The organism is Haloarcula sp. CBA1127, from assembly GCF_001485575.1.
In the GTDB taxonomy this organism is placed as follows: Archaea; Halobacteriota; Halobacteria; order Halobacteriales; family Haloarculaceae; genus Haloarcula.
In genome coordinates, this window is sequence record NZ_BCNB01000006.1 from 2,023,760 (window position 1) to 2,047,910 (window position 24,151).

The 24,151-nt window shown below is 58.6% G+C and carries 16 protein-coding genes; 12 read left to right on the forward strand and 4 right to left on the reverse strand.

The genetic code is table 11. The annotated features are described in order from the left end of the window. Positions 1–69: 69 nt before the first annotated feature. Positions 70–1,083, reverse strand: coding sequence for a DUF1616 domain-containing protein (locus AV059_RS14835; RefSeq protein ID WP_058995615.1), 1,014 nt, complete (start codon positions 1,081–1,083; stop codon positions 70–72). 209 nt (positions 1,084–1,292) lie between these two features. Between AV059_RS14835 and AV059_RS14840 the strand changes: the two genes are divergently transcribed. The 8 genes from AV059_RS14840 to AV059_RS14875 all read left to right on the forward strand — a co-directional run bounded on the left by AV059_RS14840 (position 1,293) and on the right by AV059_RS14875 (position 14,691). Further along, positions 1,293–3,371 carry a DUF4129 domain-containing protein gene (locus AV059_RS14840; RefSeq protein WP_058997625.1) on the forward strand — a complete coding sequence of 693 codons (2,079 nt, stop codon included), beginning with the start codon at positions 1,293–1,295 and terminating at the stop codon, positions 3,369–3,371. Between the two features lie 120 nt (positions 3,372–3,491). Then, positions 3,492–4,805 carry a DUF4129 domain-containing protein gene (locus tag AV059_RS14845; protein WP_058995617.1) on the forward strand — a complete coding sequence of 438 codons (1,314 nt, stop codon included), beginning with the start codon at positions 3,492–3,494 and terminating at the stop codon, positions 4,803–4,805. 61 nt (positions 4,806–4,866) lie between these two features. After that, positions 4,867–6,555 carry a hypothetical protein gene (locus tag AV059_RS14850; RefSeq protein ID WP_058995619.1) on the forward strand — a complete coding sequence of 563 codons (1,689 nt, stop codon included), beginning with the start codon at positions 4,867–4,869 and terminating at the stop codon, positions 6,553–6,555. A 96-nt stretch (positions 6,556–6,651) separates the two neighbouring features. Continuing rightward, complete coding sequence (locus tag AV059_RS14855; protein ID WP_058995621.1) at positions 6,652–7,353, forward strand: ABC transporter ATP-binding protein; 702 nt, start codon at positions 6,652–6,654, stop codon at positions 7,351–7,353. A gap of 7 nt (positions 7,354–7,360) precedes the next feature. Then, positions 7,361–10,405 carry an FtsX-like permease family protein gene (locus AV059_RS14860; RefSeq protein ID WP_058995623.1) on the forward strand — a complete coding sequence of 1,015 codons (3,045 nt, stop codon included), beginning with the start codon at positions 7,361–7,363 and terminating at the stop codon, positions 10,403–10,405. 488 nt (positions 10,406–10,893) lie between these two features. Then, positions 10,894–12,069 (forward strand): sulfatase-like hydrolase/transferase, encoded by a 1,176-nt coding sequence (locus tag AV059_RS14865; protein ID WP_195156663.1) that lies wholly within the window; start codon positions 10,894–10,896, stop codon positions 12,067–12,069. 148 nt (positions 12,070–12,217) lie between these two features. Next, entirely contained in the window at positions 12,218–13,588 is a 1,371-nt protein-coding gene (locus tag AV059_RS14870; RefSeq protein WP_058995626.1) for a hypothetical protein, read from the forward strand. Between the two features lie 116 nt (positions 13,589–13,704). Next, positions 13,705–14,691, forward strand: a complete 987-nt coding sequence (locus AV059_RS14875) for a DUF1616 domain-containing protein (RefSeq protein WP_195156664.1) — start codon at positions 13,705–13,707, stop codon at positions 14,689–14,691. A gap of 8 nt (positions 14,692–14,699) precedes the next feature. Here AV059_RS14875 and AV059_RS14880 read toward each other — a convergent pair whose 3' ends face one another. Further along, the gene (locus AV059_RS14880; protein WP_058995631.1) at positions 14,700–15,797 is read right to left on the reverse strand and encodes a glycosyltransferase family 4 protein; all 1,098 of its coding nucleotides are present in this window, start codon (positions 15,795–15,797) and stop codon (positions 14,700–14,702) included. 160 nt (positions 15,798–15,957) lie between these two features. After that, on the reverse strand, positions 15,958–17,205 hold the full coding sequence (locus tag AV059_RS14885; RefSeq protein WP_058995633.1) for an NAD(P)/FAD-dependent oxidoreductase: 1,248 nt from the start codon (positions 17,203–17,205) through the stop codon (positions 15,958–15,960). 403 nt (positions 17,206–17,608) lie between these two features. Here AV059_RS14885 and AV059_RS14890 point away from each other — a divergent pair, with 403 nt between their 5' ends. The 4 genes from AV059_RS14890 to AV059_RS14905 all read left to right on the forward strand — a co-directional run bounded on the left by AV059_RS14890 (position 17,609) and on the right by AV059_RS14905 (position 23,214). Then, entirely contained in the window at positions 17,609–18,508 is a 900-nt protein-coding gene (locus AV059_RS14890) for a glycosyltransferase family 2 protein (RefSeq protein ID WP_058995635.1), read from the forward strand. 203 nt (positions 18,509–18,711) lie between these two features. Then, on the forward strand, positions 18,712–19,254 hold the full coding sequence (locus tag AV059_RS14895; protein ID WP_058995637.1) for a gluconate 2-dehydrogenase subunit 3 family protein: 543 nt from the start codon (positions 18,712–18,714) through the stop codon (positions 19,252–19,254). Next, positions 19,241–20,896: a GMC family oxidoreductase gene (locus AV059_RS14900; protein ID WP_058995639.1), complete on the forward strand. Its 1,656-nt coding sequence runs from the start codon at positions 19,241–19,243 to the stop codon at positions 20,894–20,896. The genes AV059_RS14895 and AV059_RS14900 overlap by 14 nt, the downstream gene beginning before the upstream one ends. A gap of 557 nt (positions 20,897–21,453) precedes the next feature. Continuing rightward, a complete protein-coding gene (locus tag AV059_RS14905; RefSeq protein ID WP_154021036.1) occupies positions 21,454–23,214 on the forward strand; it encodes a hypothetical protein in 1,761 nt (586 codons plus the stop codon). 65 nt (positions 23,215–23,279) lie between these two features. Here the strand turns inward: AV059_RS14905 and AV059_RS14910 are convergent, their stop codons facing one another. Further along, on the reverse strand, positions 23,280–24,119 hold the full coding sequence (locus AV059_RS14910) for a hypothetical protein (protein ID WP_058995644.1): 840 nt from the start codon (positions 24,117–24,119) through the stop codon (positions 23,280–23,282). Between the last annotated feature and the right edge of the window lie 32 nt (positions 24,120–24,151).

The following is a 24,151-nucleotide window of genomic DNA, read 5'->3' on the forward strand; positions in this document are numbered from 1 at the left end:
TCCAAAGAATGGGTAGTGAGTCGGTCCCTGTTTTACCCGGGGGAGCGCTGCTCGCTACGAGAAACTGGGTCAACCGGTTACGTTCACCCAGAGGTGGACTTCCCGGTACGCGGTCGATTGGGCCACAGTCTCAGGCGGTGAGCCACGGTACAGCAGGTACTGGAGCCGAAGTCTCTCCCCAGTCATCTCGGGCTCCACCTCGTGCTGGCGCTGCCAGGTCTTGTTGTGTCCCAGCGTCGGCTGGAAGCGCTGTAGTTCAGACCGCTCCCGGACCCGCGTCTCATTCCCAACGCGCTCAACGCGTTGTAACTCGACGATAACGGTGTACTCCGTCCGCTCGTGTTCCTGATTCCCAATACCGACGATCAACGAGCGGCCTTCGCCCCGCTGAAACTCCGTCGGATAGCCGTCAGCGACGCGCTCGCCGTCTTCACCTTCTGTCAGCAGGTAGAATTCGCTGAACCGCTCGCCGTCCTTCGGCACCGTGACGGCGTATCCGACACTGGCGGTTGCAAGCAGGATACTCAGGACTAGCAGTACGTTCAGGACGGCGTCAGTCCGCGAGGCCGGCGAAAATAGCTCCTTACGTCCGGCACTGAGCCACGCGCGATACGGAACGCGGAACCGTTCATCGGCGGGCAGCGCCCAGCGTCGGACAGCTGCGACAGCGGTCAACACGAGCGTCAGCCCGCTAAGCGAGACGAGAATCGGAAGCAAGCGGATACCCCACGGTGTGAAGTTCAACACTAGGCCGACCAGGGGAACGAGAGCGATGCTGAGCCCGAACGAGAGTGCGGTCCGTTCGATCCCGTCGATCCCGTCCGCCTGTGGGTTCGAAACGGTTTCATCGTCGGTACTGGGGCCACTCCCAGCTTCTGGAAACAGCGCTGCGATGAACGCATAGCCGGGGATGAAAAGGACAAACACGAGCCCGGCGATGATGCGGACCGGCGTGTCGGAGACGACCGGCAGCAGGGCAGCCAGATTTGTCAGGACCACAACGCCGACAACGCCTGCTAGATCAGCCGGGAGGTGGCGGAGCTGGCGCGGCAAGAGTAGTTTCCACGCCTGGGATTCAGCCATTGGCAATGAGTCATATCGGCACGGTAAAAAAATAGCTGATTGCTTCGCTTTCCATCTCAGCGGATAACTGCAACCGTCTCCGGTAAGCCAACCGAACGCATTTTATCAACCCGGGAGAATAACTCGGTGTGTTCCGGAGCCAGTCGTGGGCGGTGTTCGCCACCCTGACAATACTTGGACTTACAGCGGGCGCTGGTGGGGTGGCAGCGATGGGAACTGACGACGGGGGTCCGGCTCTGAACCGGCAGGTGGAGACGCCGACGGACAACAACGAGACGCAACAGGAAAACCCGGATTCGGTATCGAACGGGGAGTACAGCGACGAAACAGTTACCTGGTTAGCTCGGACGATGGGCGGACAGCTGGAAAACAGCAGTATTGCGCTGTCGAACGCCCAGTACGACCGGGCTCGGTCGGTTCTCGGTGACGACTACGACAAGCGCCTAGAGCAGTACGTCGAGGTTGCCGGTGACACGTCCTCGGATACGGACGACACGGCTGCAAGGGAGTTCGAGGCCGCGCGCGAGAACCAGCGGAATCTCACGAACGAGGTCCAGCGGTATCGGCAACAGTACGCGGCATATCAGACGGCACGCGAGCGTGGTAACGAACGCGAGGCCCGAACCATTGTACGGGCGATGGAGCGAACGGCGTCGAACATCAGCGACAGGAGCAACGAACTGAACCAGAATCTCGACCGGATCGAGAACACGACGTCTGTCGACCTCTCTTCAGGACAGACCGAGATCAACGAGACGACAGCGAACATCACGGCGACGCAGGCAGTCATCCGTGAAGAGACGCTCGTCGGAACGACACTCACGGCTCGGTCGATAGACTCGACCGCATCATTCAGTGATTCCGGAACGATCGCCGGCCAGATACAGACTGAGAATGGCTCGGCCATCGCGGACGAGGCGGTCGAACTCAGGATCGAGAACCGGACGCGGACTGTCCAGACTGATTCGAGCGGCGTATTCGAAACGCAGTACCGGCCACGTTCGGCCAGCCTCGGGTCGCAATCCATATCGATCGAGTACGTCCCAGAAACTGACTCGGTGTACCTGTCCGACAACGATACGTTCACCATTGACGTACAACAGGTGACCCCGAACGTGACGAGCGACAGTGCACCGGACGTGGTGGGATACGGCGACCAACTCAACGCCACGGCGTCCGTGACAGTCGCGTCGGACGGTGTCGATGCGGTCCCAGTCGAGTTTGCTATTGGTGAGACCGTCGTTGCGCGGACGACGACCGGACCGAACGGCACCGCCACAGAAACGATCCGACTCCCGGCGACGGTAAACGACGGTGAGCGTCAGGTCATCGCCCGGGTTCCGTATGAAGACCGAGCAATTGCAGGCGTCCAGTCGGAAACCCCTGTTGTCGTCGTCGAGACTCGAACAAACCTCTCAGTGAGTGCATCACGCATGGATGACGGAGTCCTCGTCAGCGGGAAACTCCAGACTGTTGCTGAGGAGGACCCAGTGGTGGGTCGCCCGGTACGCCTGCAGATCGGTACTGGCGGAACACAGTGGGTCGAGACGAACCGAAACGGGTCGTTCCAGACTGTTCTCGAGAATCCCCAAGGCAACGAATCGGTGACTGTTACCGCAACGTACGACGAGCCACGGGCAAACCTCGGTAATGCGACTGCAACGACAACGCTGGCGGCTGGATCCGGCGGTGGCAACCCACCGGTCGGCTCAGATTCGGATAACGATCTGCTCATCGATACGCTGGTGGCGATACTGTTCGGCTCCGATGAGAATTCAGCGGTCTTCGGGAACGGGGTTATCGGCTACAGCTGGCTGCCCGTCCTCGGTGGTGGGGTAGCACTTGTGGTTGTCGCCGCAGCTTGGGTTGTCGTGTCACGGGTTCGCCAACCCCGGGAGGCGGACTCGCCTGTCCAGACCGAGACGGGTGATGCATCAATGACTGACTCTGATCCGTCGGCGACGGCGTCAGACGAACCGATGCTGACGTTCGAGGACCGCGTCGAGACGCATCTGGACAGCGGGAACTACGACGCCGCAGCGATGCTAGCGTACACCGCAGTTCACGACGTGCTGGCAGTGGAAAACGGGATTGACGAGGGGGCAACACACTGGGAACTCCTCCAGCGGAGCCAGGAACACGGCATCTCGGAGGAACGGATAGCAGATATCGAAACGGTGGTCGAAACCTTCGAGGCCGCAGCGTTCGCGCCGACATCAGTCGACCCGTCACGGGCCGAAGCAGCTGTGGAGCGCGCCCGCAAGATCAAGTCCAACGGGAATCACTGACTGTCCACTCGCCGGTTCGAGTCCCTGCTGTGGCCCGCAATCAGGTTTGGAACTGCTGTCTTCAGCGCTCAGCAGCGGAAATGATAAAAAGAATATGCGTACGGTCTGTCGGGTCCGGTAGTGGCAACCCTGCAGCCGTGGCTCGTCGGTGTCGGAACGGTCCTGCTGGTCCTGTTTGTCGGGATCGGCGGGGCAACAGCCGTCGCTACCGACAGTAATGAGATGCCAATGCAAACCCAGACGGGAACTGTGAATACGACTCTCGACGTTCAGGCCATTTCCGGATCGATTTCCTACACGAACCCCGCTACCATCCGCGGGACGTTGCGGACGGCGAACGGGACGCCCGTCGCGAACGAGCAGGTCAGACTCGAAGTCGAAAACCGAACACGACTCGTTGAGACCGATGGTAACGGTTCGTTCGCGTTCCAGTACCGGCCCCGGTCGGCACGGACCGGTCCCACTGACGTTACGGTCCAGTATATTCCGGCCCAATCTGCGGTGTATCGCGGTGACACGGCAACCGTCGCTGCCAGTGTCACGCAGGTGACCCCGACGCTCACCCTCGACCGGTCACCGACCCGTCTCGCTACCGGCGACGAACTAACAGTCACGACAGCAGTGCGCGTCAACGGGGAGGGTGTGAGCAATGTCCCAGTCGAACTACGCATCGACGGGACACTGTTCAAACGCGTGGTGACCGGGAGCAACGGGACTGTGACGACTACTATCAGGCTGCCGCCAAGCGTAACGACCGGTGAGCAAACCGTCACGGCCGTGATCCCGTATGAGGGCCGTGCGATTGCGGGCAAGCGCGCGACCGCATCGATCATAGTCGGCCCTGAGGCGGCAGAGTCGTCGGCGACCGTTGATACCTCGGGTGGTTCAACGGAGCCGTCAGGGAGCAGTTCACAGCCGCTCGTGTCACAGATCCGTTCGTTCTTTACAGTCCCAGTCATCGCCGCACTGCTGACCGCGGTTATGCTTCTGATTCTTGAGGTCACCGTTCGTCGACTTGGGTTGTTTTCCGACGCGACCCTCGAGTCTGATGGGGCAGAGACGACCGTGAGGACGGACACCGAGGAACCACAAGCCATCGAGTCCACCGACGACACTCCCACACCGACCGCCGGTCCATCAGACCAGATGGGGCAAGCCCTCGCGGCCGGCAAGTACGACTCAGCAGTCACGATGGCATACGAATCGGTCGCCGATGACATCCGGGCTGTTGCGGACTTTCAGAACGGAAAGACGCACTGGGAATTACTTGCATGGTGTGAGGACAGCGCCCTCGACACAGATCAGGTCGACGCGGTCCGGACCGTCGTGGAGGCATACGACCACGCGGCCTTCTCGGCGGACCCGATGGACCGTGCCAGTGCGGAAGCCGCAGTCGAACGCGCTAGGGACTTCCAGGTCGATAGCCTATCATAGGTCGGAGTCGGCCGTCGAAATGCGGTAACTATCTTACACCCACCCGCTGTAGGACCCGGCAATGAGTGACGGCCGGACAGGACGAGTGCTGCTCATCGTGGCTGTGCTGGCCGTGGCAGTCGCGGCCCGACTGACGACGCTCCACTGGACACCACTGCCCTCGACGCTAGACGGATTCGGCTACGTCGCTCTGGCGAGGGACACGCTCGAAACGGGGACGTTTCCGCTCACGCGGTTCCGCGCGGACAACATCGTGTTTACCGCTGTGCTGACGGCCGTCGGTTCGCTCACCGGTGAGCGGCCGCTGTACATCGCCCAGCTGGTCGTCGCGGTCACCGGTGCAGCGTCCTGTCTGACGGCGATGGCGCTGGTCAAACGCCTCGCGCAGTCGAGTCGGTGGCGCCACTCGCGGACGACGTTGGCGATGGGCGTGGTCGGGATGGGGCTCGCAGTGGAGGGCATCTATCTCCGTCGTACTGGCCAGACCGACGAAGAAGCACTGGCCTTCCTCTTGCTGCCACTGTTTGCGATTGCCGTCCATCGGTTGCTCACGACGGAGCGATACAGGCGTCGATGGGGCGCAGTTGTTGTCGTCCTGTTCGCTGCCTTTCCGCTCCTGCATACGTTTAGCTCGCTCATCGTTGCGCTGGTACTGACGGGGGTCTTAGCCGCCCATCTCGCCAGTATTCCGTCACGTCGTGACGCCGTCACCGCCCTCGCCGTCGTCGCGGGCTTCTGGATGTATATGTGGGGGTACTACCGGATTGCAGAACGCTCGCTGCTGGAGGTCCCCTACGTTGACCGTATCAGCGCGTATCCGGGGCTGTTCCTGGCCTGGCTCGTTGTGCTGGTGGCGACGCTTGTCTGGTTCCAGCGGACGAGCGCTCGCCTGCAGCGGGTGACCATCGGCGGCGCGGTCGGACTCTGGTTCCTGACGCTGGGTGCGAACGCGGTACGGACCGTGTTCCCCGGGACACAGACCACGCCGATCGGCCTCTTGATGCTCGTCGCGGCCTTCGCCGTCCCGGTGGTGTTTGCAGTCATCGGCCTCCCACGTGCGAGCCGCGACCGCCGGCTGATCGGCCCGGTCGTGGTGGCGTTGCTGCTGGCGCCGATTGTCATCGTGTACTTCTCGCTGACCGCCTCGCTGACGCCGGAGTACTACGGGACCGCGCTCCGCGGCCAGACGTTCGTTCATCTACCCGTGTTCGTCCTCGCCGGCATTGGCGTCGCGTCGGTCGCCTACCGGCGGTCGCCGTCGCCGGACGGCGGGCTTGGAACGCCGAGGACCCACAGCCACCGGCTCGCTACCGTTCTGACGGTCGTCGTCGTAGTGGCCGCGGTCGTGACGATGCCAATCGCGTTCGTCAATCTCGACACCTTTGCGTTCCCGACCGGCGCGACCGAATCGCAGTTCGCGGCCGCGACGTTCACCGCGGACCACGTTGACGAGCAGTGGGCGTCCGACCACCCGTTCAGCCGTATTGTCGATTTGTACTATCCGGGCGCGTCCAACGGGACGTACCAGCCGACCGCCCGGTGGCTCGGGGGTGGATCGCAACCCAACTGCCCGACGCTATCGCGGGCATCCTGGGGAACGACGGGAGCGCACCTGTTCCCGGCGGGGAGCGAGAAGACCACGCCTGCGGCGATGGACGAGTGGCGCTACGAGAACGATGTGGTCTATGACACCCGAGGGATCGACTCCGTGTACCTTGTTCGGCCCGGTGGGAACCGAACGAGTTGCTGAGCGGACCCGGTTCGATGGTCCTTCTCACCACCCACCTTCAGCTCTCCGGGGTATGTAACCGTGGCATACAATACGGGGCCGGCAGAAAGGCCGACAATGACTGACCCCGTCCTCGTCGGCTCAGGGCTGTGTGTCACACGACGGGGCACCAAGATTCTCGACGGTGTCTCACTTACCGTCGGGTCCGACGCGGCGATGCTCGTTCAGGGCCCTAGCGGGGCCGGCAAGTCGACGCTGTTCAATGTCCTCGGACTGCTAGAACCTCCGTCTAGCGGTCGGCTGGAGGTCGACGGCCGGGACGCGAGTACCCTGTCCGAACGCCAGCGCGCGAGCCTGCGGCGGACGACGCTCGGGTTCGTCTTTCAGGATTTCCAGCTCATCGGCGACCTGACCGCCCGCGAGAACGCGTCGCTCCCGCAGGAACACGCGGGCAACCGTGACCCCGACTGGCTGGACACGCTGTTCGACCGCCTGGGTATCGCCGGGCTCGAACACCAGTACCCCGCGACGTTGAGCGGGGGCGAGAAACAGCGGGTTGCTATCGCACGGGCACTTGCAAACCGCCCCGAGATCGTCCTCGCCGACGAGCCGACCGGGCAGCTAGATCCGGACACGGCCGAGTCGGTGCTGAACCTCCTGTTCAGCATGAAGGAATCGACGGAGACCGCCCTCGTCGTCATCAGCCACGACCCGCAACTGGCCCAGCGGTTCGACGAGCGGCTGTTCATCCGCGGCGGCACGCTCGTCACCAATGCCGCCTCGGCGCCGGACGCGAGCCCGTCCACGGAGACGAACTAACGAACCGATGGGATACAGAAACGCCCTCCTGTTTCGCTGGTCCAGACGGGATCGGCTCACCGTCGTCGTCGTCGCCGTGACGGCCGCGTTTCTCATCGGCACGGTCCTGCTGTTGTTCACCGCCGTCACGTACTCGGAAACGTTCGCCGAACCGCTTGCGAACTCCGGGACGGTCACCTATCACGACGCGGAACACGGCCCGCCGGAAGCCGGTGAGGATGTCACCGTGCTCCCGACAGCGGCGGCGACCACAGACGGGACCGACGTTCGTCTCGTCGGCATCCCGCCCGATGCGCCCAGAGTACTCATCGAAGGGTCGGCTCAGTGGCAGGAGGGGCGATTACCGACGATTCCGGACGGCGTTGATGGCCGGGGGCCGGTCTCCCAGCAGCGGACGCGAACGGTCAGCGGGTCGAACGGCACCGTCTCGCTCACGGTCGTGCCACAGGAGCGAGGGACGATGTTCCTCTCCAATCAGTGGTACGCGACGAACGCCTCGACCGCACAGCAGGTCGGCGTCACCGGTTACTTCGTCATCGACCACAGCCCGAGCGGGACCGGGCTGGGAAGCCTTCCGAGTGAGGGGGCACCGCTTGTCAGCGCGCTCCTGTATGTCCTCGGCGGCTTAGAGCAGGTTCTCTGGGCGCTTGGCATCGCGGCGGCCGCCGGCGGACTGCTGGTCCTCATCGTCGTCTACAACGTCACGCGGATGAGCGTCCGTGACCGACTCGACGCGATACGGGTCATCCGTTCGACCGGTGCGTCAGGGTGGCGCGTGGGGCTCCTGTTTACGCTCCGCGCTGGTCTCCTCGTCACGACCGGCGTCGTGCTGGGCTATGCCGTCGGGCTCATCCTTATCAAGGCGCTCGTCAACGTCGCGATTTTCGTCGGGCTCCCAATCGCGCTCGACGTTACCGTCACAGGCCAGAGTGCAACCGTCGTCGGTGGCGTCGCCGGAATCTTCGTCCTGATGGGGCTAGTCGCCGGTGCACTCGCGGCTTATCCCGCGGCGACTCGTCCGCCGGCCTCTCTCGGAAACCGCCATACTCGATCCGGTCAGTCCGGGCAGTCGACGCTTGCGACGCTCAGAAGTTGGGTCACACCCACGTTCCTCTCATGGCGCTCAGTCGTGCCGACGGCGGCGACGCTGACCGTCTTCGGCATCACGTTCCTGCTCGTCGTCTCACTGGCTGGCCTCGCGTCCCCGCTCGGCGGCGGGGCGGGTGGCTCCGGGACCATCACCGAAGCCGGCGCGCCCCACCCGCTGAACAGCCGACTCGACGCTGAGTACGCCTCAGCTCTGCGAGCCGGCGGAACGCCGGCCAGCCCGGAGATAATCTACGCTCAGGTTTCGGACGGGCAGCCGTACATGGCTCACGGGGCGGAGTACGACGCGTTCGCGAACGTCACCGGGGCCACGCTGGTCGAAGGCCAGCGACCGCAGCGACATGACGAGGCCGTCATCGGGAGCGACCTCGCACAGACGCTCGATGTCGAGGTCGGTGACGAACTGACTGTCAGTGGAAGCGTCAAGCCCGGGGTTCGCCGGGTCACCATCGTCGGGCGGTACGACGCCCCCAGAACGCTCGATGACCTGCTCGTTCTGCCGCTTGACTCCGCGGCCGACCTGGCGACCGGGCCAGGGCAGGTCCACATGATTCGCGTGAAAGGGTCGGTCTCAGCTCTCGACGACGCCGACGGTGTCGCGGCCAACCAGTCGGGCGCTGTCGTAACAGGGCTATCGGGTCCGAGGCGCGTCACGAAAGGTGACACAGTCAACCTCACTGTCGCTGTCCGAAACGTTGGCAACGAGCGGGCGGACCGGGAAGTCACTGTCCGGTATCAGGGCGAGCAGCGAACAACGACGGTGGCTGTCCCGCCGGGACAGGAGCGGACTAGTACTGTCTCCGTTACCGCGTCGGAACTGGGGACGGCAAACGCTACTGCCGGGGAGTACACACATTCGGTGACCGTCGTCTCACCGAACGCTATCGAGATTCCGAGCCAGTTGCCGGCACAGGCCCCGCCCGGGTCGGGGCTCTCCGTCCCTGTCGTTACGAAAACTGGCGAACGAGTTTCGAACGCCACCGTCACGGTGAACGGCCCATCGCTCAGAACTGGATCGAGCGGTGTCGCCGTTGTTCCCCTGCCACGCGAGCCGGGGAACTACACGATAACGGCCCGGTCTGGAGACCAGACGGCGACACACGACATTCAAATCGTCCGTGGAACCGAGCGGGAACTGTACGGGGAGCTGTCGATAGCTCCGTCATCGGGGTCGGTCCTGACGACGCCAACGCTCAGGGTCGGACTCGCAAACCCCTGGCAGGAACCGCTCACGCGTAACGTGGGCGTCATTGGCCCTGGTGTTTCCCGGAACCGGACCGTCTATATGCCGCCTGGAAACGTCACGCAAACGCGGTTCTCCCCCGACGGGGGACGGAGCCAGCCCGGAACGTACACCTATCGAATGACAGCCAACGGGACCACCCTCACCACGGCGGACTACGAGGTGACCGGTGATCGCCGGCTGGCATCCGCTGTGGCAAGCAGCGGGTCGTACGCGTCCGGAACGCCCATCGAGCGCTCCGTTGAGGGCGTGTTCGGGAACGTCCAGTTGATCCTCGGCGTCCTTGTCGTCCTCTCGGCGCTGAGTACTGTCGGCAGTACCACGGCGACGTTCGCACAGGGTGTCCACGCGCGTCGGCAGGCTATCGGCATCCATCGTTCGACCGGCGCGACGCAGTGGCGGGTCTTGCGGACGATTCTGGCCGACATTGCTCGAATCGCGATTCCAGCGACCGGCCTCGCTCTTGGCCTGTCGGTTCTCGCATTACAGCTGCTGGAACGGGCTGGCTGGCTCGTCTTCTTCGGCTTCCGCCTCTCCGCGCGGACGCCGCCAGCTATCCTCGCAGCGATATTCGTCGGTGGCGTCTCGCTCGCCCTGTTCGGTGCTCTCGTCGCAACGGTGCCGTATCTGACGGCCTCGCCGGTCTCGTTGCTCCCGAGCGGCGACCGAACGCGGACGCCCGACGAGGAGTCGGCGGACTAAGTACGGCGGGAGTACGTCGGACATCCGTGCCGCTCTCAGGGGACTCCAACTGTCAGTGGTTTATTCAGGATCGTCAATGCCAACCAGGAATTTCGATGTGGCTATCGGTATTCCCACGCAGTCTCTGGTTCCTGTTCAGACCTGACACCGGTTCCTGAACCGGACAGCAGGCGGAACTGTTCAGTAGTTAAGCTCCGATAGTCAGGGACCGCACAGTCGACTAGCCTGTGTCTCTTGGCTATGAATATGAAAAAATAGCAGTAGTTGTAGAGCCAGTGGAGAGCGGTTTCATGCCGAATTGAGCCCATCCAATCGAGGTCTCGAAGCCGATTACGAGGGTAATTGATGGACTCTGACCTGTACTGTATGCGAAAGTAGTTGTTAATTAAATACATTGCATCACTGTTAGTTCTGAGAGAGTCATGTCTGGGATGACTGATTTCGTATTCGTGACGATTGACTGCTGGAGAGACGATGCACTAAGATCGATGCCAGAGTTCCGATCGTATACGGCTAATAGCGATTGGGAGCGGACAGCAGCGATAGCAACGTCCTCAAACACGAGCAATACCTTTCCAGCGTTGTTTGGAGCATCATACTACCCGCAGGTCTGGATGAAAGACGGGACTGTCAACCCAGACATCCCGACCTTGCCCGAGAAGGTTAACCGAGCTGGCTACTCGACAGCCGGATTTATCGCTTCGAACCCCTGGCTGAGTCGATGGCGTGACGAATTCGACACGTTCTGGAACGGCGGGATTGAGGATTCGAGCCGACTGCGGTTCGGCCTCGAACGGGCACGTAACCTTCTGCAACTAAAGCCGCTGATACCTGCGGAAACTGTTTTGCAACGAGCGAAGACTTGGTGGGAAAACACCGATCCACCACGATTCCTCTGGGTCCATCTGATGGAACCACATAAACCGTATCTCCCCGGAGTAACACGCGGACTGGAGATCGGACCTGTCTTATCACCGCTTTCGCTCGCAGCGGCACCCCAGTACGACGACACAGCGTATCCCGAGTGGCTGCGGCAGCATTCACGGAGCCTATACAAACAGGCTGTGCGGCGACTGGATACCCATCTGACGCCGTGGCTCCGGACGTTCGGCGATACCCCGACTGTCATTACTGCCGACCATGGTGAGGAGTTTGACCACGGGATTGTGAGCCACAAGCAATTATACGACGAAACGGTCCGCGTCCCGCTCTTGACAAACAGCGATGTCGGTCGACTAACGGACGGTCTCACCCGTCAGATAGATATTGCCCCGACGATACTCCGGTTTCTGGGTCTTGACCCACCGACCGTCTGGGAGGGAACTGAGGCGGCAGCAACCGCACGCCCGCAACGGCTTCTATGTGGACCGGATGACGACACGGGAAAAATATGGGCTGGTATCCGGACAGAAGGAGAGAAATTGGTGAACACCTACGATTATGACTGGAACGTTATCAATACGGAATTCTATCAGTTAGCGTCTGATCCAGATGAATTATATCCGAAACCGAAACAGGCTGCGCCGACGGAACTGCTTGACGCGGTAAGTGACTTCGTGAGCCGACCTGAGATACAGGAGCCACTACAGGAGTGGTACTCGGACCTCGGCACTATTGAAGACTCAGCTGTCGAGAGTAGATTAGAAGACCTGGGATATCTCTAACTGTCGCGGCGTGACGGACCCAATACGGTACCGACTCGGTTTGTAGAGTTGCGATCAAGTTCGGTAGTACAGTAGACGTGTGAAAACTCAGCTTGTCCCACAGTACGTGCCTTATAATTATGGTATAGTATAATCAACGCCTGATCCAATGGTTGGGTCAGGGGACTCACGGTCGGCACAGATAGAGACGACTGCACTCTCGCGGCGAAAACTCCTAGCTGTGACAGGGCTTTCCGGACTCTCTCTTTTCGCCGGCTGTGGAGGACTCACCGGGAACGGCGGTACCGGTATTGACGTGCTGCAGGACGGCTCTCGCGTAAGTGCTGATGTTACGAAGCTTGATTTCACTGGGGCGACCTCGATAGAGCAGCGGGATTCGGACACTGTCGGCGTAGACACTGCGATACAGAGTGACGATATTACTGGCATTGACGCGACATTGGGCTCGTTAGCTGTCGACTCGCTCCATGTTGGAACGGACCAGACAGTAACATTTGGTGACAACGAGGAGTTCGATGCAACCTTCGATAGCGAGACGCAGCGACTGGAACTGTCCGGTAGCGTTCAGTTGTCCAATGGAACGCTCAAAGGACCCTATGACACGAACAACCATGTCCACGACATGATACTGCCCGGGATGCATCCACACGCAACTGATGCGGTTGGGGCACAGGACAATGTACTCGGATTTGCTGATGCGTGGGCCGACGTCAGCCACACTCCGTTGAGTGCCGGTGCGGGACTCCACACGCTGTTCAAGCCTGGGCCAAAGCTCTGGGCCGGTTGGAACCAATCAGAAGACTTCCCGGCACAGATTACTATCGAAGGCCTTGCCGAAGACTGGGGACCCGGACGAGTGATGGTGATGTTCCGGGATCAGGCGAAACCACAGTATCTCTCCATCGAAGTACGGTCTTCTAGTGGGAACTGGGAACAGGTTGCGACGAAGGAGAACAACTCGGATGCAGTCGTTATCTTGGACCTGACTGATGCATCTCCCCCTATTACTGCGATGCGGTGGACGTTTGCTGAGCCCGAAACCGAAGCCAGGGTACACCTGACGAATTTGTTTTACTTTTCGATGTCAGTAAAGGGGAATTCGTGGCTCCCGAAAGCCCGCGGTGAAACGACGGATATCACGTTCATCCCGAAGTCATCCCCGTCCCCGCCGGAAACGGGCGTCAAACTGTTCACAGATGCGAATAGCGGAGCCCTCAAAGCGATCAAAGACGATGGGACGGAACAACAGTTAGACATTGATTCAAAGTCGCGTGAAGCCACCACCGGCTCGGTGACGCTTACAGATGGAGAGGCAACTATCTCCACAGGGATCTCCGAACCAGGCACTCACTTGAGTGTTCATCTGGACCCGACAGGCAACGGTGCGAACGACTGCTGTGTTAGCGTCAACTCATCTGTTCGGTGGGACAGCACTGACGATGAGTATAAGATCGATGTCGTGGAGAACGATACGACAGTCGGTGACCCAGTGGTCGGGTACAAACTATCGAGGTTGTAGCGCTGTCGAGGCGGAGCAAGGCCTGAACCACCTAGGGATACTAATATTATGGATCAATGAACCAAACACACTAGATGTCGAACAGATCGTTTCTTGTTCGGTTGCTCCCCGGATTTGTGCACGCAGTCCCCGCCGATCTGCTGATTGTTCTCCTCTATGTAGCCGCGACTGGCCTCACAGTGTTCGTGCCTGTTCTCCGTTCGTCCCCGTTGCGAGTCATTGTCGGCGTTCCGTTTGTCCTGTTTATTCCAGGCTACGCACTTATTGCCGTCCTATTTCCCGGGGCACCACCACAGAATCACCCGACATCTGCTGGCGTCGACGCTGCTGAGACGACGGGAAGTATTAGTGACCAAGTCGACGGGATTGAACGGCTCACTCTCTCCCTTGCGACGAGCATTTCGCTCGTTATTTTCTGCGGGCTGTTTCTCGAGATATCTCCTTGGGAGTTTAGAACCGTCACACTATTCGTCACTGTCGCCGGGTTCGTGCTCCTCGCCACTGTGGTCGGTATAAAACGACGCAGGGCACTTCCGGCCGAGGATCGCTATACCGTCCCCATCGGGCCCTGGTACCGAACTATCCGTCACCGACTCGGAAAACCGCCGACCCGGGTCGACCTCGGACTGAATATACTGCTGATCGTCGGGGTTGTGCTCACAGCTATAACCCTCGGGTTTGGCGTCGGTGGGCCAACCGACGAGGAGGGGATCACAGAGATGTATCTGCTGACCGAGACAGCTGATGGCGACCTTGTTGCCAGAGACTATCCCACAGAATTCACGAGCGGCCAACAGAGGCAGATCGTCCTTGGGCTAGAAAACCATGAGCACGAGACGATCAGATACACGACCGTCGTCGAACTTCAGGAAGTATCAGACGATGGGACAATGACTGTACGCGAGAGCGAGCTATATCGGCTTTCAGTTACGCTGGCACACAACCAGAGTGACACGGTTCCACACAGCATCGCGCCAAAACTGACCGGTCCGCGACTCAGATTGGCGTATTTGCTCTATCGCGGCGAACCACCAAGAGAGCCGACGATTGCGAACGCGTATCGCGAGACTCATCTCTGGATTAATGTAACCACTTCTGGGTGACTGGCCCGCTACGAACCCTCGGTGATGACTGTACTGAGTTGAGCGCGCAACTCCGTGGATATCTGCTCCCATAGATGCGTCTCACGGACGTACTCGCGGCCGTTAGCGGCCAACTGTTGGCGAAGGGCCCTGTCCGAGACCAGACGCGCAATCGCGTCGGTGAACTCGGTGACCGGGACAACGAGAGACTCCTGCTCGTGGGCGATCTGGAATCCCCGCCGTCCGAACGCAGTGGTCACCACGGGCAGACCTTTGGCAAGATATTCGAGGAGTTTGATGTTCGTGCCGCTCCCGGATTCGATTGGATTCAATCCGATATCTGCCGCCGCAAAATACGGGTCAAGATCGGACACAAACCCGGTGCAAGTGACGTTGTCTCTGTCAGTGGATATGGACTCACCAACGCTGCCGACGATCAAAAAGTGGATATCGAGTCCTCGCTCGGCCGCCTCCGTGGCAATCCGAATCAGTTCGTGCGCTGCCTCGCGGTTCGGGCCGTAATCCGTTCCAATAAACAGCCCGATCATGTCTGTGCTGATGTCGTGTTCCTCGTAAACTGTTCCCGACGACTCCCGCTGTGATCCCCCACTCGATAACGCTTCTCTGCTGACGCCGTTCGGGGAGACAATATAGTTCGTCTTCACGCCGTATCGGCGGCGGTATTCGCTAACATCGCGCTCGGACGTACAGACAACTGCTGTGGCCCGTTCGAGTGCCGTCCGTTCGATCATTGAGACCCGACTGGTAAACCGGTCTCCGATGAAGCCGCTACTGGTTGATTCGAACCGTTCCTGTTCGACGTTGTGACTCGAATACACGACCGGGGTGCCGCCTGCCAGGGATGTGACGGCTGGTACCTGCCACGGAAGTTCGACGAGTATGACATCGGCCCAGTCGATTCGCCGCTGGAAAACTGTAGGCTTCAGCAAGCGGAGCGACGCCCCCAAAAAAACGTTCGGCAATCCAAACAGTTCGGGGAGTCGGGTGAGATCGAATATCGGATGCAGATGCTGCAACTCTTGATACTTCTCCTCGATCGAGATCGTCTGCTGTAGACTGCCGCGGAAGTAGTTTTGGAGGTGTCCGCCCTGACAGTATCGAAACACGGCATCTCCATGGGTGGGAAACGACGTGACGAGCCCATGGCTCCTGTGCTGGCCGCCGTCAGACGGTGGATAGACGTTTGTTGGTGTGATCTGGAGGACGTTCACGACTTGAGTAGGGCGTAATTCGGGCGCCGTCTGGCAATGACTGTTGTGCTTGTCACTACGATTGCAGTGGTGTCGCGGCGGTCACCTCATCTACGGTTTCATGTGCCTGCTGGACGATGTCTTTGATCCAAATATACTCGTAGGTACTTACTCGACCGAGATTGAACATATTCTCATACGCGTTCAGTTGGCCGTTCATCTCGTTGAACGTCTCGATCTCTGATTCGACGGGGAGCGGATAGGCCCGCGGCGCACGCCGCACCTTTGCGTCTTTCACCGTGGCCTCAACGCCCTGTTCGTTGAGGAACGAGAGCAGGGACTCTTCGAACCACTCTGTAGAGCGACCCCAGATATCCTCATCGATGAAACATGGGAATTCGACGGTCAAAATGTACTCGCCGTCCGGGATGTCCTGCGGCGTGAAATCGTAGTCAGTAATACGGGTAAACTCGTAGTCGTTCGGGAAATACCCCCAACTCACGTGTTCGGGGAACAGTCTCTCAGAGGCTTCGATGTGGGCACCCAGTATTGCCATACTCCGATACTGTAAGGATTCGTCAGCATCTACCAGCAAGCTTGGATCGATCGTACTGACGAATATGTCACTAGAGATCACATCCCCACTCTCGGTCGTGACACCTTCGATTTCAGCTCCGGCCGTCTCGAATCCGGTTGCCCCGTCGTAAATGACATCACAATCCGCAACCATCTCCTTGAGGACTGTCGAATACTTCTTCTGTGGATACTTCGCGGCTCCATCGAAAAACGAATCCTCAGTGTCGGGAAAACTGATTTTGAAATCGAACCAGTCGCCGGTAATGCGGGTAGGGTCGATCCCCCAGTGCTTGTTCGTGTAGTTCTTGTAATATCGGTTGTACAGCCGCTCTCCGACCTGCCGACGCATATATGACTCGAAGTAATCGGCGTCAGTTTTCCCCTCCGCGGCCGCTAACTCTTCTTCGATCTCTTCGGCGTCGTCCCAGAGCGATATATTCGACCGTGTGACGGGGTAATTGTGTGGTTCGTCTATCGTTCCTGTTGGATATGTTTTCGCATAGAACGTATGGTCGTCTAGGTCGGTAAATCGCCGAAACAGGTCACCCACAATGGCCTCTTCCTCGGAGTCATAAAAGAGAAGATGTGGTGCAGAGTCACAGTGATACCCTGAATCAAATTCAATCTCTCTGAGAAGCCCACCGATTTCTCCCTTCTCGAGAACCGTCACGTCATACCCGCGTTCGCTGAGAAGGTACCCAGTTGTACACCCAGCCACGCCCGCACCAATCACTGTTACAGTCGTCATAGTATTCGGTGGGGTGACATATTCATCCCGGATATATCAATTTACGGGACAGAACGGGGTTATCAGATCCACGCTCTGCGCAAACTGCCAGAATACATCTTATCAAATATCTGCTGGGCCAGATTCGGACTGCGGGCACCTGCCGGCGGAGGCGTCGTTCACCACCGCTGCTGAACCGTACACGCAGCTTAAATCCCCGCGACTCCAGTCTATCGCGACAGTTGTGAGTTTGCCTCCGCGTAGCGGAATACTATCGGGGGTCGTGACCGTCCTGAGTGACCACTGCAACCTGTTTACCCCCGATACCGTCGGTCCATTGCCGTTTCGAAACGCAGTCGGACTCGTCTTGTAAACTATAAAATACAATATACTTACATTACCGAGTATCATTACATCGGATACAATGGGTGCTCCGTACGTCGTCTCCGCTGTTGTTACATGGAATAATTACGATGACACGCGCGCCTGTCTGGATTCACTGCTCACGCTGGACTACCCGAACCACGACATTGTGCTCGTAGACAACGGGTCTACAGACGGTTCGGCAGACCGACTGGAAACCGAGTACGAATCAGTTGAGTTGATTAGAACCGGTGAAAACCTTGGCTACGCGGGCGGAATGAACGTCGGTACGCGCAAGGCCCTCGAACTTGGTGCTGCGTATGTCTGGCAACTGAACAACGATGTCGTCATCCCGGACGAGTCGCTCCTGTCTGACCTCGTCGAGACAATGCAATCGAACTCGGACATCGGTATGCTCACACCGCTAGTCACAGAGTACCCCGATACCGACACTGTCTGGTTCCAGAAGGGAATGATTGATTGGAAAACGGGAAACACTGACCACGTTGACGCTACACCTAGCGGTTCGGACGGACTCATTTACAACGATTACATCCCGAACTGTAGCTTGCTCTTCCCGGCACATGTACTGGACGAGGTTGGACTGCTCCCTGAAGACTACTTTCTCTACTACGACGATGTCGAACACGCGGTCCGGATACAGGACGCGGGGTACGAACTGGTGACGGACACCACGTCCCGAATCTACCACAAAGAAAGCAAGAGTTCGAGAGGGGAACTTGGGCCGATGTACTCCTACTACCGGTCCCGGAACATGGTGCTCTTCAGAGAGAAATTTCGGGAGCGGATCAGTGATCTGTTCCTGTTGTATCTGTTCGCCTGGATGGTCGAGCAGGTTGGGATTCGGGTATACTATGGGGAACTCACAGGGGTCCGGGGATTAGCTGAAGGACTCCTTGATGGACTCACGCGGGAAAGCGGCAAAGGAAAATACCCCTGAGTGTCGATAGACCCTCGCTTGAACCGGACCCGTCTGGGTGAGAAAGCCGACTCGCTTGCTGTCACTGATCGGAACATCGACTGGGGCCGGTAGCTTGGCACGCGGTATTCCGTTTGTCTCGATAGTCTGTGGATAGTGGCTACGCGGACAGGTGGTGTCAAATTTGCGAAAGATTAATGCTTCGCTGAACAAACTAAATGACAATGGAACTGACGAGACGCGATGCGCTATATGCTCTCGTCATGGGTGGTGGCATCGGGGTCAGTGGAGTCGCGTATGCCGACCGAAAGGCGGCGGAAAATGCAGGTATTGAGAACGAATCTGGGTTTTCGACTGACCGACTCCAGACGGTTGTGGCGATCGCCGAAGTCGTGTACCCGACAGAGGTAACCGGAATCGCTGCATTCGTCAAGCAATACGTGACGGGTCTCCGACCGGAAAAACAGGCTAGCCTGATTCCGGTCATCGACGCATTCAGTGCTCACGTTCGGGAGATCCACGACCGGCCGTTCTGGGAACTGTCGATTTCAGACCGGCAAGTAGCGCTTCAGGAACTGGGTGTCGACCGAATGAGTCCGGACCCGACCGGAACGCTTCCGGAACGTGTCCGATATCATCTGATCAATCAGCTTCTGTACGGACTGTTTACCGCCCCGAAAGGAAGCAAACTCGTTGGTATCGAAAACCCAGTCGGCTACCCGGGTGGCTATCAGTCGTATCAAACAGCACCAGATGTCACAGAATAGTACAGCTGACCGACGACCATCGAGCGACGCTGACGTCTGTGTGGTCGGTTCAGGTGTGGCCGGTGCGCTGGTCGCGTACACCCTATCGAGGCGAGGTCACGATGTCGTGATACTCGAGGCAGGACAGCGGTTCGACCCGGGAAACCGTCTCGAACAGATGGAGCAGAGTCTCCGCCCGCATGGCTCACTACTGGATATCTGGAACATGGGCGGCCCTCGCGACCAGTATGTCACCTCCGGTGGGGCGTACTACCCGTTGAATCAGACGCGCGTCAAAGCTGTCGGCGGAACGACCTTACACTGGTTGGGCATTACCCCACGTCTGCATCGGAAAGACTTCGAAATGAACACCAGATACGGTCTCGCAGCGGATTGGCCCATCGACTACGAGGATCTCAGGCCGTACTACGCGGCGGCCGAGCAGGAGATGGGGGTTGCCGGCACGCAGGATAACCCGTTCGAACCGCCCAGGGAGGCTGACTACCCGATGGATGCCTTTCCAGCGAGTTACTCGGATACACTGTTTGCAGACGCCTGTGATGAACTCGGGATTACGATGCACTCGACCCCACAGGCGCGGAATTCGGAGGCGTACGACGGACGGAGCCAGTGCGTTGGATTCAGTACGTGTATCCCAGTCTGCCCTTCGGGGGCAAAATACAGTGCTGATGTCCACGTCCGCAAGGCGGAGGCTGAAGGCGCACGGGTCATAGACCGGGCTCCAGTGCAACGGATCGAACACGACAGCACTGGGGAGACTGTGGACGCGGCTGTGTACGCGACGCCGAGCGGAGACACCTATCGTCAGGATGCGGATGCGTTCGTGCTCGCCTGCGGGGCCGTGGAAACGCCACGCTTGTTACTGCTCTCTGAGTCCCCACAGTATCCTGATGGGTTAGCGAATAGTAGCGGTGCCGTCGGCCGGTATTTCATGGACCAGCCAATCGTTTCCGTGACTGGAGAACTAGAGCAGCCGACGAATCAGGAGCCCATCGGCTACCACACGAGAGAATCACACCAGTTCTACGACCACGATGATCCGCAACCGGGCAGCGTTAAGCTGGTGTTCGAGAACGTAAACCCCGAGTCCGTCGTCAGACCAATGCTCAGCGGCGGTGATCTGACCTCGCGAGAGAACGTGTTTGACTTCGCTATGGGCGACAGTTGGGGGGACGAAGTCCTCGACAAAATCGAATCAAACTATCCTAACAATAGAGTCCGTCTGCTCGCGAACCCGGAGTTGCTCCCTCGGAGAGAAAATAGAGTCACGCTGGACGAATCGAAGACCGACGATTTCGGGAACCCCGTTCCAGATGTCTCGTGGAATATCGGCTCGCATGCGCGTGAAACGATGGAATTTATCCGAGAGGTTCAGTACGATATCTTCGACGAGCTGGGGGCAACCATCGTTTCTGAAACCGATCTTGCTGACCCACCCCCTGCCTCACATAAAATGGGAACGACGCGAATGGGAACGAACCCAGAGAAAAGCGTTGTTACGCCGCAACTCAGGACACACGACCTCGACAACCTCTATATCGCATCGAGCAGCGTGTTCGTGACGGGCGGCGCAATGAATCCCACGCTTACTATCGCGGCACTGGCACTGAAAGCCGGAGAGCACATCGACAATGCACTGTAAGTGATCCTCATGCACTGTGCCACTACAAATAAGGCTTGTTCCGCGTGGTCTTTACGGTGCAGTCTGTTGCAGGGTGGCGAACATAACGAGGAGGAGATAGGGGATTCGGTGGCTGGCAGTAGATCCACTCTGCTGCACTGTCCCGATAATCTGTGTGACTGCCGTGCCGTGAAACCGTCACTCTGCTACTGTCGATTCCGTGAGGGGGATGTCGTCGCAACACCGACACAGTGGCTGGCTCACGCATTCTGGATGTCACCATCTTCGCCACCAAACAGGGACTCCAGACTACACGGCCAGCAGAAACAGGGTGTGCTGCGTCCCGTTGGTGACATTTCGTATTCTGGAGTGCGTGATTGGCACTCATGAGACATAATATACGGTCACTGGTACACCGAGCGTTCTTTCCAACTGCGCTGGTCGCAGGAACAGCGACTGTGCTCTTTGTCAGTTACAGTCTAAGTGCCGTCATTGGTATCCGGGGACTGTACGCCCTTATCGGACTCTGCATCGGGTGCATCATTTACTATGGCTACCAGTTTACAGAGCCAGCGGACGTGAGTGGACCGGCCCTTCGATGGGCAAATAAAAGCGTTTACCTGATCACGCTGGCCGCTGTTGTCGTCGCACATCAGACGGACCATCGCCTGCTCGTTCTTGTGGTGGCATTGCCGCTCGGGTATCTGCTCGTAGTGTACCAGCTCCTCGCTGGGGCTACAACGCGTGTTGCACTCCCACAGGCGATCAGTTTGTTTTTGATTTCGCCGGTTACGAAATACCTCACACTCGGATTTTACTTCTCTGGTGGGGACACGCTCTTTCATGTCCATCATATCGAGCGCTTGCTAACCGACGGGAGCGTCATGGCGATCAGCGGGGAATATATCGGACATGGCCTGTACAGCTATTTTCCCGGCTTACACCTGTTTATTGGCAGTCTCAGCTCGATAACGGGTCTCGACGCATACGGTGCCCTTCTGACTGGTGGGACGCTCGTTTATGGCGTCCTGGTTATTCTGTTGCTGTACGTCTTCGCGCGGGTGGCGCTCCAGTGGTCTCGAGTGGCGCTGTATGTGGCCCTCAGTGCAACACTTCTGTACCCGCTGTCGTACTTTGCGACGTACTTCTTCCCACAGGCGCTTGCCGTTCCGCTACTGATATTTGTCATCTATATCGGGTTCAGAGCGACGGCGTCACAGAACAGCCGACCGCTCAACTGGACAGCGACAGGGCTGTTAGTGATGGGGAGCGCTGTTTTCACTCACCACCTGTCGTTTATCCTTTTGACGCCGATAATTACCATTCTGGCGTTACTGCCGATTGCCGTTAGTGTGTTCCGAGATCGCGAGTTCAATCGTGACAGTCTGTTCCATCCACAGATATTCCCACTCGTTGCGGGGTGGATTGCCGCAGTAACCTACTGGACTGTGGTTGCAGATTCGTTTATTATAAACTTCTCACTGGCTATCCGTTCGATTCTCGAAGGGTTCCTGATTGCCGAGTCATCATCGGAAGCGGCGGGGTTCATCGCCTTCGGAACCACCGTTCCGGAACAGACAGTCGAGACCGCAGTACTGAATCTCCTCTCAGTCAACAGCCTGTATCTCCTCTCGATGACGGCGGTCTATGCTATCGGACTCGCCTTTTTATTACAGCGGTACCCGAAGTACAGACATTCGCTGAGCGTTATACTGCTTGCCGTTCTCGCGGCACCAATCGTATTCAAGACTCCGTTCGTGTTTCCCGGCCTGTCTCGGTCACGAATGCCGTTTGCGTTCTTCTTTCCGCTGGTCTTCGGACTGGGTCTGTACCGGCTGGTCCGCAGCACCGCGTCTCGACCTGCATTCCGGGTCGTCCCAGTCCTCGTCTTTGTGTTGTTAGCAGCCACGACACCGTTGTTTGTCTGGGCTGGTGACGATCTGTATCGGATTCACGATCCACCGAACGGGCCACCGCAAGGGCAGGTCGAGTTTTCCGAGTCGGAGATGGAATCGTTTCAGGAGGTCAATCAGTTCAAGCGATCGCACGGGGTTCCCATTCAGACTGCCTGGGTCGATGCGCTCGCGATTGAGCGCTACGGCGGCACGTCGGTTGGACGTGCGACTGTCGACAATGGGACACTGCGGGCTGAAAATGGCTATCTCCTCTACAGGGACTCCTGGACTGACCATCCGGTCGTATTCGATTTCGAGAGCGGGAAGATACTGATATCTGAAGAGTGGCTCCGAGCGGAGTCAACAACTAACAATCAGGTGTATGATTCAGGACAGCATGGAATCATCTGGAAGCGTGATGAGGTTGTCCTCGGGTCGTCGTGAACGGGACTGTCCAGCTTACGATTCGAAGGGGTTCAGGACCCGTACAACCTGAACTCAAAGTCCACCTACCCACTATCTGTGGCCGGTACGTTCCATAACAACACGATCAGCAGGCCGAGCATGACGCCACCGTATAGAATCTGAACCGTCTGCCCGCTGTCCGTCGCTACACTGATCTGTTTCAGGGAGAGTAAGGCTTCGATGCCGCGCCGACGAAACACGAATCGCGGGACGAGGTCAAGCACGTCGAAGAAAACGCTGATGCCAGAACCGGTGAGCAACCAGACAATACTGGCGAAAGAGAGAGACCGGCCTGGCGTTCTTGGGAATGGCCCTTTCTCGGATACGGCACGAATAGCCGACAACCCCTCGTACAATCGGGAATTTCGAAACAATGGATAACAGAGGCTAATCGCGAGTCCCCCGAGAAGCACCACAGAGACAAAAAGATTCACCAGTAACACGAGCGCTCTCGGATAGAACCGCCCAGTATTCGTGATCACGTACACCCACGAGAATGCTGCTGCCGAAAACAGCACAGCACCGGTTCCGCGCAGTCCATACTCTCGGAGAAGCTTGATAAGCTGGGTTTTTCCCAAACGTTCCCTGTACCGTCGCTCTGTGGTAAAGAGCGCACACCAGCCACCGACTGTCAGTAGTAACAGATCTGTAAGGGGGCTTACTCCGGTCAGGAGTATATCGAAGAGCACCCCAAGTCCGATTCCGATCAGCGCGAGTGGCCCCAGCAACATGCCGGAAACTGCTGCGATTGTCATTTCCGGAAAGACAAAGATGAATGGACCTGTAATCGCCAGCGGTGACGCGGTAAGGAACTCTACCCCCGCAAGCAACACCGCGGGAAGCACTGCGGGGACTAGCACGGATTTGAGTGTGCCCGTATTCATAATGAACTGAATAGTCTATTTATTCTTCTCTC

What these genes read in the sequence shown, in the direction of transcription:
- AV059_RS14855 (WP_058995621.1), top strand. Translation starts at nt 6,652, where the DNA reads ATGACTGACCCCGTCCTCGTCGGCTCAGGGCTGTGTGTCACACGACGG.
- AV059_RS14910 (WP_058995644.1), bottom strand. Translation starts at nt 24,119, where the DNA reads ATGAATACGGGCACACTCAAATCCGTGCTAGTCCCCGCAGTGCTTCCC.
- AV059_RS14865 (WP_195156663.1), top strand. Translation starts at nt 10,894, where the DNA reads ATGCCAGAGTTCCGATCGTATACGGCTAATAGCGATTGGGAGCGGACA.
- AV059_RS14835 (WP_058995615.1), bottom strand. Translation starts at nt 1,083, where the DNA reads ATGGCTGAATCCCAGGCGTGGAAACTACTCTTGCCGCGCCAGCTCCGC.
- AV059_RS14900 (WP_058995639.1), top strand. Translation starts at nt 19,241, where the DNA reads ATGTCACAGAATAGTACAGCTGACCGACGACCATCGAGCGACGCTGAC.
- AV059_RS14870 (WP_058995626.1), top strand. Translation starts at nt 12,218, where the DNA reads ATGGTTGGGTCAGGGGACTCACGGTCGGCACAGATAGAGACGACTGCA.
- AV059_RS14860 (WP_058995623.1), top strand. Translation starts at nt 7,361, where the DNA reads ATGGGATACAGAAACGCCCTCCTGTTTCGCTGGTCCAGACGGGATCGG.
- AV059_RS14890 (WP_058995635.1), top strand. Translation starts at nt 17,609, where the DNA reads ATGGGTGCTCCGTACGTCGTCTCCGCTGTTGTTACATGGAATAATTAC.
- AV059_RS14885 (WP_058995633.1), bottom strand. Translation starts at nt 17,205, where the DNA reads ATGACGACTGTAACAGTGATTGGTGCGGGCGTGGCTGGGTGTACAACT.
- AV059_RS14850 (WP_058995619.1), top strand. Translation starts at nt 4,867, where the DNA reads ATGAGTGACGGCCGGACAGGACGAGTGCTGCTCATCGTGGCTGTGCTG.
- AV059_RS14895 (WP_058995637.1), top strand. Translation starts at nt 18,712, where the DNA reads ATGGAACTGACGAGACGCGATGCGCTATATGCTCTCGTCATGGGTGGT.
- AV059_RS14840 (WP_058997625.1), top strand. Translation starts at nt 1,293, where the DNA reads ATGGGAACTGACGACGGGGGTCCGGCTCTGAACCGGCAGGTGGAGACG.